The following is an 8,922-nucleotide window of genomic DNA, read 5'->3' on the forward strand; positions in this document are numbered from 1 at the left end:
CGCTGGACCCGTTCGAGGCCACTCGCGCCATTCGCGAGTCGATCCACAGCGACATCCTGCGCGTCGGCGAACCACGCCAGGAACTGCCGCAACCGGAAGTGGCCGGCGTGGTAGACGGCGTCCTGCCAGCAGACACCGCCGGCACCACCGCGACGGTGATCTACAAGGAAACGGTCAAAGACGATGAAATTTTCATGTCCTGGCTCGGCTCGATCACCGGCGAATACCCCGATTCGATCAAGCTGAACGAATTCACTGCTGGCAAGGAAGTGCCGTTCACCATTCCGGCGGCGATGATCAAGGGCAATGAAGGTGGCACGGTCGAGGTCAAATACGAGATCAAACGCGCGGCGGGGGGGACGAGTTATTCGGATACGTTGACGTTCAGTGTCGGCGTGGCGCTGGATCTGAAAGAACCGAAAATCAAGGAAGCCCCGAACGACACCAGCCTCGACCCGCTGGATGCCCAGAGCGCACTGACGGCAGTGATCGATTATGACGGCATGCTGGTCGGCGACAAGATTATCGTCCGCTGGATCGGTGCTACCGGAACACTGCCTGCCGGCTCGCACACCACGGATACGTGGCCGGTCACCACCGTCGGCCCGCAGGAAATACCGCTGGCCGTTTCGGTGATCGCCTTCAACCTCGACAAGTCAATCACGCTCGACTATTCCGTGACACGCGGCACCCAGGATCCGAAAGACTCGCGGACGCGTACGTTGGCGGTGTTGCAACTGCGCGTGGATCTTTCGCATTCGCCGAAGATCATTCAGGCCGCCGATGGTGGTGACGGCACTGAGCTGGAAGTGTCGACGCTCACTGCTGCGGCCACTGCTCGTAGCGGCTTCTGGCCGCACATTGCCAATGGCCAACCTGTCTGGATGGAGGTAAAGAGCACCAAAGAAGATGATACCGAGTACAAACGCGTCGTGTGGAGAGGACAAAGTAACGCCGTGAACGTGACCTGGATCTCGCAGGGTTATCTCGATGCTTCCTTGCCTTTGGCTGATCTGCAGTCGTTGAAGCATCAAAGCGAACTGACAGTGACCTTCAAGACCACCCCGGATCGCAGCATGGATGAAAACCTGGCGCTGAGTTTTCCGGTGCGCACGTATACGGTTAGCGCAGGTCAAATCGACACACCGACCTTCACCAACGCGCCCTATACCATCGCCCCCGCTGGCCGGCTCAAGAACATTGAGTTGCTCCTTAGCTCCAGCAGCGATACCCCCGTCCCCGGGGGCAAGCTCAGCCTGACTCTCCCGGCCCAATTTAGGTACGCCGATGGCAGCAGTGGTCAGCGCGAATTCATCACCAACGATGTCGGCAGAGTGAGCGTCAGCGGCGTCAAAGGCGCTCTCAACCCTGGCTCCTACGATCTTAGCGTCACCAGTGGTAGTAAGACCGACAACACAACCATAACCGTTACGGAGCCAGGGCCGATCGTTAGCATTCGGGTCCCGGGAAGTCCGCACGGGATCGCTTTCACCCCGGATGGTACGCGCGTTTATGTCAGCAATTATACTAGTGACACCATCTCGGTGATTGATACGGCGACGAATCTAGTTCTGACGAACATCCCGGTCGAGAGAGATCCGGCAGGGATTGTCGTCAGCCCGGATGGTACCCGCGCTTATGTCTGCTGCAATGGTAGTAACAGTATCTTGGTGATTGATGTGGCGACGAACCGAGTCCTGACGACCTTCCCGGTCGAGGGACATCCGGTGGGAGTTGCCTTCAGCCCGGACGGGAGCCGCGCCTATACCAGCAACTTTGTAAGCTCCACAGTTTCGGTAATTGATACGGTAATGGATCGAGTCCTGACGAACATTTCTACCGATGAAGGTCCATACGGGATCGCCGTTAATTCAAACGGTACCCGCACTTACGTCTGTAATCATAAAAGCAACACGGTCTCGGTGATCGATACGACAACGAACCAATTCCTGACCAACATCACGGTCGGGAGAAGTCCGATCAGCATTGCCGTCCGCCAGGACGGAACTCGCGCTTATGTCTGCGGACTAAGCGATACGGTCTCGGTGATTGACATGGCGACGAACCGAGTCCTGAAGAACATCCCGGTCGGCGATTATTCGTACTGTATCGCCGTCAGCCAGGACGGAACCCGCGCTTATTTCGGCGGACATAGCGGAACGGTCTCGGTGATTGACACGGCGACGGATAGAGTCCTGAGGAGCATTCCGGTCGGGCAAAGTCTGCAAGTGATTGCCCTCAGCCCGGACGGTACCCGCGCCTATATCAGCGCTTCTTATTCTCAGCAGGTCTTTGTGATTGATACAGCGCCGGACTGAGTCCTGACGGCAGGTAACATACCGGTCGGGAATGGTCCGACCGGGATGACAAGAAAAGAGGACGGATTTATTTAACCAGTGATTTAAACAGCGGGGTTTGATCGAGATTTTTCTGCCGACCGCGAAGGGGCGAGTGAAGTCAGCGCAAATGACCTTTTAAACTTAAGCGTTTAAAAGACACCTCCAGTCACGCCTTTGAGGCTACACATCCTTGCGCCTTTGCCTACAGCTACGCCAGAATCCGCCGGCTTGTGCGCCTTGGGGGCGGGTTCTATTGTGGTGCGGTCGCTGACAAATCAGCGATCGGGTTTAGCGATCCGATACCCTACAGACGCTCAATCCCCAGTCTCAATTGCAGCATTGTCTATCTGCACTTGGCGTCATGGTGGCTGTGCGTGGGAGACCTTCGGGTCTACCCGGGGTTTCTGTGACCCGGATCGCTAACCTGCGTACAGCCGCCACCTTTACTTGTTTAGCGATGAGCCGTGGCGGCTAAATCAACCACGGAGTTTCACCATGATCAAACCAACACCCAACCCACCCGAAACCGATCTCGCCTCCCCCTACGAATCCCTCGATTCCAAAAAGCTCAACGACGCCGCCGAACGCGCGCTCGATCACTACCTCTGCCCACCCGGCTCTACCCCACCGCCCCGCAAAACCCGGCGGATGTACGCCGTTACCGCAGACTTCAAAAATGAAGAACTGCTGGCCGACGCCAGCGAAACACTCGCCTCGGCCAGAACCATCGCCCATGACTTCGCTCATCTCGTACCCGCGTCACAGCGCAGAACGCTGCTGGGGATCGCGCAGTTGATCATGCTGGGGGAGCTGGCGGTGAATCGGGTGATGGATAATCTGGAGTTGCCGGACTGAGAAGGCAAGCAAGTATCTGTGGCGAGGGAGCTTGCTCCCTCGCCACAGTGGGCTAAACAGGCCAGACCTCGTTTCCCGCGTTCCGGATCAAAAGATCGCAGCCTTCGGCAGCTCCTACAGATATCAGTGTGGTGCTGCCGAAGGCTGCGATCTTTTGCTTTTCGCATTCACATTGATGACCACTCGTCGCCACCTGTCAGATCTGACAGGTGCGCAATCCGCCGTTTAGCCGTTCAATCACTTCGTCACTTTCTGTCACGGAGTTCCCACACATGTCCGCCAAAGACCAGCCCGACAACGCCCCACTGATCCTGAAAGAACTCAAGATCCCTGGCCGAACCAAGGATCCAGTGTGTGAAAATCCAAAAGTCTGGGGCATCAACCGCGCTGCGGCGCTGGACAATTTTCCGCGTCAGGGTCTGTTGTGCCAGGCCGGGCCTTGGTCGCCGATGAATCGCCTCGACAAGCTGGTGATCTACAAGGACAAGAGCCAGGAGATATTGCCAAGAACCGTTGATGAGGACGAGATCGGCACCGAGCTTCAAATGTTCGTGGAGGCGCGGCATATCACCGAGGGCACGTACACGTTGTCCTATAGCGTTACCCGCCTCGGCCAGACTCCCGAACCCTCGGAAGAGATGCAGGTGCTGGTCAAGCTCACCCGCCCCGGTGGCGAGGATCATAGTGAAGATCCGGGGCATCCGGATCTGGTCATGACCATCCCTGAAGAGATTCTCAAGGGAGGTATCGACAAGGAAAACGTCAACGAAGGCGTACCGATCACCATCGGCAACGCCGATGGCAAACCACCCTATCCATTCGCCGCGGCCGGCGATGTGATCCGGGTTAGCTGGGGCGGCGTGTTTGTACTCAGCGCTCCGTTAACCCAGGCACAAGCTGATGGCACGGTCTTGATCGTCGTGAACATCGACGAAGCCACTATCCGCAAGGCCGGCGACTCCGACGACTCGGGTCTGGCTGTAGTTTTCGAGGTTTACGACCTCGTTGACAATCGATCCTCGGACTGGAGTGTCGAACAACGAGTGTTGGTGGCGGTGGACAAATTGCGCTTGGTGGCGCCATTGCTCAAGGAGGCCCTGAACAATGTGCTGGACGTCGACAAACTGGGCGACGCCAACGGCACAGCGCAGGTCTGGGTGTCAGGCAGCTCGTTCAAGGTCGGCGATACCCCCATCCTGACAATCAAGGGAACGCCACAAGAAGGTCCGCCGGTTGATATTGAAGTGCCAGGTGAAGCCTTGGTCAGCGTGCCTACCACCCATGAAACCAAAATCGCCAATAGCATCCTGCGCCAATTGGCAAAAAGTCAGATCGCCCTGTCCTATCGCCTGAAAAAGGCCGACGGCTCTGCTGATCTACCGGCCAAAACCCAGTTCATCAGCGTCATCGGCGAGGTGCAGCGGCTGGAGGCGCCCGAGGCACTGGACGCGAAGCACGGAGCCATTGATCCTCTGGACCCGGAACTGAAACAGGTGCGCATCGAAATCCCCTTCGACGCGGCGTTTCTCCCTGGCCAGACAATCAACCTGTTCTGGCTGGGCACCCGTCCTGACCTGGACACCTACCTGCCCTCACTGCCGCTGCGGCCAATTACCAAAGGCGATTACGATGCCAAGGAACCGCTGCTGATTCTCGTCGACAAGAAGCACCTGACACCGATCATCGGCGGCACCCTGGAGCTGTATTACCAGTTACAGATCGAAGATTCGGTGTTCAACCAGATGAACCGGTTCGACAAGACCCGCGCCATCCGCGAGTCGAAACACGCCGACATCCTGCAAATCGGTGAGCCGCGCCAGGAATTGCCGGAGCCGAAAGTGGAAGGTGTGGTCAACGGCGTCCTGCCACCCGATACCAACGGCACCCACCTGATCATGGGCTACCTCAAGACCGTCAAGGGCGATGAGGTGATTTATCAATGGGAAGGTTCAAAAACCGGAGTTCACAGCGACTCGCTCAAACTCACCGATGTCACTGCCGGCCAGCCTGTGTCGTTCACCATCAAGGCCGAGTGGATCAAGGGTAATGAAGGCGGAACGGTAGAAGCCTCGTACGAAATCAAACGCGCGGCGGGCGGGACGAGTTATTCGGATACGTTGACGTTCAGTGTCGGCGTGGCGCTGGATCTGAAAGAACCGAAAATCAAGCAAGCCCCGAACGACACCAGTCTCGACCCGCTGGATGCCCAGAGCGCACTGACGGCCGTGATCGATTATGACGGCATGCTGGTCGGTGACAAGATTATCGTCCGCTGGATCGGTGCTACCGGAACACTGCCTGCCGGCTCGCACACCACGGATACGTGGCCGGTCACCACCGTCGGCCCGCAGGAAATACCGCTGGCCGTTTCGGTGATCGCCTTCAACCTCGACAAGTCAATCACGCTCGACTATTCCGTGACACGCGGCACCCAGGATCCGAAAGACTCGCGGACGCGTACGTTGGCGGTGTTGCCAATTGCCCAAAGTCATTTGCCCAAGCCGCTGATCGTGCAGGCATCCGAAGCAGGCGAAGGACGCGAACTGGACGTCAGCCAAATGACCACCAACGCCACCTTTCGCGTGAACAGTTACCCGCATATTGCGTTGAAACAATATGTCTGGTTCAAAGCGAAAGCGACTTTAAAAGGCGGGGGGGTGTACTCGAAAACCTTTTGGCAACCGCCGGGTTCGCAAACCAATGCGACGTGGATCAACCAGGGTTTTTACACCCACGCATTTCCGCTGGCGGACTTGCAGAGCCTCGAAGATGGCAGTGACCTGGAATTGGAGTTCAAGGCAGGTTTTGGTGGTACTCAGGTTGAGAGTGAGGCTGTGACATTTGCTTTGCGTACTTACAAGATCAAGGCCTACGAAAACATAGTGCCGACCCTGGACTCGGTAAAAGGCTCGACCAGCGGGGATGACATTCCTCACGGTAGTACTACCGTAGAAACAGCCTTGACACTGAGGGGAACAGCTACGCCCAACACAAAAATCGATCTGGCCAATAACGGCGTACTGATGCCGAATACGGAAGTTCAAGTAGATTCAAGGGGGGAATGGACATTTCAACTGACGGGGCTGGTTGCTGAAACTACCTATAAGCTGAACGCCCGACGCAAGGACGGCACACTATCGAATGCCCGTGATGTTGTTGTGGTCGCGCTGGTAGTGCCGACGCTGACCTCCGTGAAGGGATCGCCGAGCGGTCTCGAAATCCCGCAGAACGGCATCACGGTAGAAACCGCCGTAACGCTGTCCGGCATCGCGGCCAAGGGTCAGCAAGTCGAAATATTCGACGTTGCAACCCCAGTAGGCAAAGCGACTGCCGATTCCGCAACGGGCATATGGGAACTGCCGGTTACAAGCCTGAGGGTGGCCGCGCACAGTTTCAAGGCCAAGGCGTTGTACGGCACGGGTGCCGAGTCGGCGGCAAGAACGCTGACCGTGACTGCGGCCACCGCACCTACGTTGACCTCCGTAGAGGGATCGCCGAGCGGTGACGAAATTCCACAGAACGGCACCACGGTAGAAACCGCCGTCACACTGTCCGGGGTCGCGGCCAAGGGTCAACAAGTCGAAATATTCGACGTTGCAACCCCAATAGGCAAAGCGACTGCCGATTCCGCAACGGGTAAATGGGAACTGGCGGTTACAGGCCTGAGGGCGGCCGCGCACAGCTTCAAAGGCAAGGCGCTATATGCACCAGGCCTTGAATCAATAGCTCGCACCTTCACCGTAATTGTTGTGGGAGGGTACGAAGACTGGAAAGCTGAACCTAGGCAAGAGTTCTTAACAAACATGACTATACAGCTCAAAAGTGGATTGGAATTAACTGCTCTAGAACTTCCCTCATCCCTCAAGCATATAATAAACCCGTGGATCTCAGCGCGTCGTTATGAAATGTATTTGTGCACCCTGAGCAAAACAAAGTTCAAATGGGCAGGATCCGTAACCAATATCACTTTAGTTTACACGGAGGTGCTTCAGAATGTTTATAAGATACGCTTTTATGATTCCAGTGGAGTTTTCGTAGATGAGCAAACCCTTCCGATAAGCGGTTTTACCGCTAAATCATTCGATTATAAAGCCTCTTCCGGGAGACATGTTTCATATTTCGAAATATGGGCCGAACAGGATTCAACAGGCGACCATATATTGATCAACAACGTAAGATGGTTTAACTAGCAAAACAAGCCCCCCCCCAACAGTTATATCTGAGACAGCCCCTGAAATACCCCAGATTTTATAATAGAACACAAAGTGGACAGATTTATTTAACCATTGATTTGATCGAGATTTTACTGCTGACCGGGATGGCTCTTTCGCGAGCAAGCTCGCTCCCACAGGGAAACGCATTCCAAATGTGGGAGCGAGCTTGCTCGCGAAGGGGCCAGTGAAGTCAGCGCAAATCGCCTTTTAAACTCCTGCGTTTAAAAGACACCTTCAGACACGACTTCCAGGCTACAAATTCTTGCGCCTTTGCCTACAGCTACGCCAGAATCCGCCGGCTTGTGCTCCTTGGGATCGGGTTCTATTGTGGTCCGGTCGCTGACGAATCAGCGATCGGGTTTAGCGACCTGAATCTTTGTAGGCGCACCAGCGCTCCAAACTCGACTGTGGATGCTTATCTACAATTTGCGTTATGGCGGCTGTGCGCGGGAGACCTTCGGGTCTGCCGGGCGCCTACACCCGGTTCGCTAACCTGCGTCCAGCCGCCACCTTACCTGTTTAGCGACAGGTTTTAGCGGCTCCACCTTGTAGGAGCTTCACCATGATCAAACCAACACCCAACCCGCCCGAAACCGATCTCGCCTCCCCCTACGAATCCCTCGATTCCAAAAAGCTCAACGACGCCGCCGAACGCGCGCTCGATCACTACCTCTGCCCACCCGGCTCCACCCCACCGCCCCGCAAAACCCGCCGAATGTACGCCGTTACCGCAGACTTCAAAAATGAAGAACTGCTGGCCGACGCCAGCGAAACACTCGCCTCAGCCAGAACCATCGCCCATGACTTCGCCCACCTCATACCCGCGTCGCAGCGCAGAACGCTGCTGGGGATCGCGCAACTGATCATGCTCGGTGAGCTGGCGGTGAATCGGGTAATGGATAATCTGGAGGTACCGCAGCAGTAGCAAGGATCTCAGACCTGAATGAGGCGCTTGAGCTGCCGCCGTCTTCGTCGGATCGCCGCCCGGAGCAAGTCCGCTTCCACAGGGATCGGTTTCGATCACAAGGCTGTGTTTACACCGCCGAACCTGTGAGAGCGAGCCTGCTCACGAAGGCGTCTTCAAAGACTTCCCATCGATCGAGCAAAACAAACAACAACCGCTCGTCGGATACCCCTGCGCACCTGTCAGATCTGACAGGTGCGCAAATCCATCAGCACAGGTTCAATCACTCCATCACCTAACTGGAGTGCCTTCCCGTGTTCGTCAACTACCTCAAGCCGGAATCCCCACTGATTCCCACTGAGTGAGACTGCACCGGTCGTCATCAAAAAACGCCTGAATTCTCTTCAAGAGGACTTGCCTGATGCCTTCTCACAAGCGTTTCCGCTTCCCTCCCCTGACGGAAGGCAACACCCCACTGGCGGTGCTGCGTCCCCTGCTGATTCCGGGGATGGTCGAGCCGGTGCAAGATGGCGATGGCGGGATCAGCATCAAGGTCGCCACCAATGACCCCGACGGCGTGCTGTGCGTCATCAATCCTTATCTGCCTACC

General features: G+C 56.4%; 5 protein-coding genes. All 5 read left to right on the forward strand.

Translation table 11 applies throughout. The annotated features are described in order from the left end of the window. Positions 1-2,318, forward strand: a 2,318-nt coding sequence (locus H8F23_RS28505) for a YncE family protein (RefSeq protein ID WP_194936552.1), incomplete at its 5' end; no start/stop codon positions are given. A gap of 516 nt (positions 2,319-2,834) precedes the next feature. Then, positions 2,835-3,194, forward strand: coding sequence for a DUF6124 family protein (locus H8F23_RS28515; protein WP_194936553.1), 360 nt, complete (start codon positions 2,835-2,837; stop codon positions 3,192-3,194). Between the two features lie 272 nt (positions 3,195-3,466). Continuing rightward, entirely contained in the window at positions 3,467-7,384 is a 3,918-nt protein-coding gene (locus H8F23_RS28520) for a hypothetical protein (RefSeq protein WP_194936554.1), read from the forward strand. A 586-nt stretch (positions 7,385-7,970) separates the two neighbouring features. After that, positions 7,971-8,333, forward strand: a complete 363-nt coding sequence (locus tag H8F23_RS28525; protein ID WP_194936555.1) for a DUF6124 family protein — start codon at positions 7,971-7,973, stop codon at positions 8,331-8,333. 400 nt (positions 8,334-8,733) lie between these two features. Further along, on the forward strand, positions 8,734-8,922 hold a 189-nt coding region (locus H8F23_RS28530), incomplete at its 3' end, for a hypothetical protein (protein WP_194936556.1).

Origin of the sequence: Pseudomonas neuropathica (genome assembly GCF_015461835.1) — a bacterium.
GTDB classification, from domain to species: domain Bacteria; phylum Pseudomonadota; class Gammaproteobacteria; order Pseudomonadales; family Pseudomonadaceae; genus Aquipseudomonas; species Aquipseudomonas neuropathica.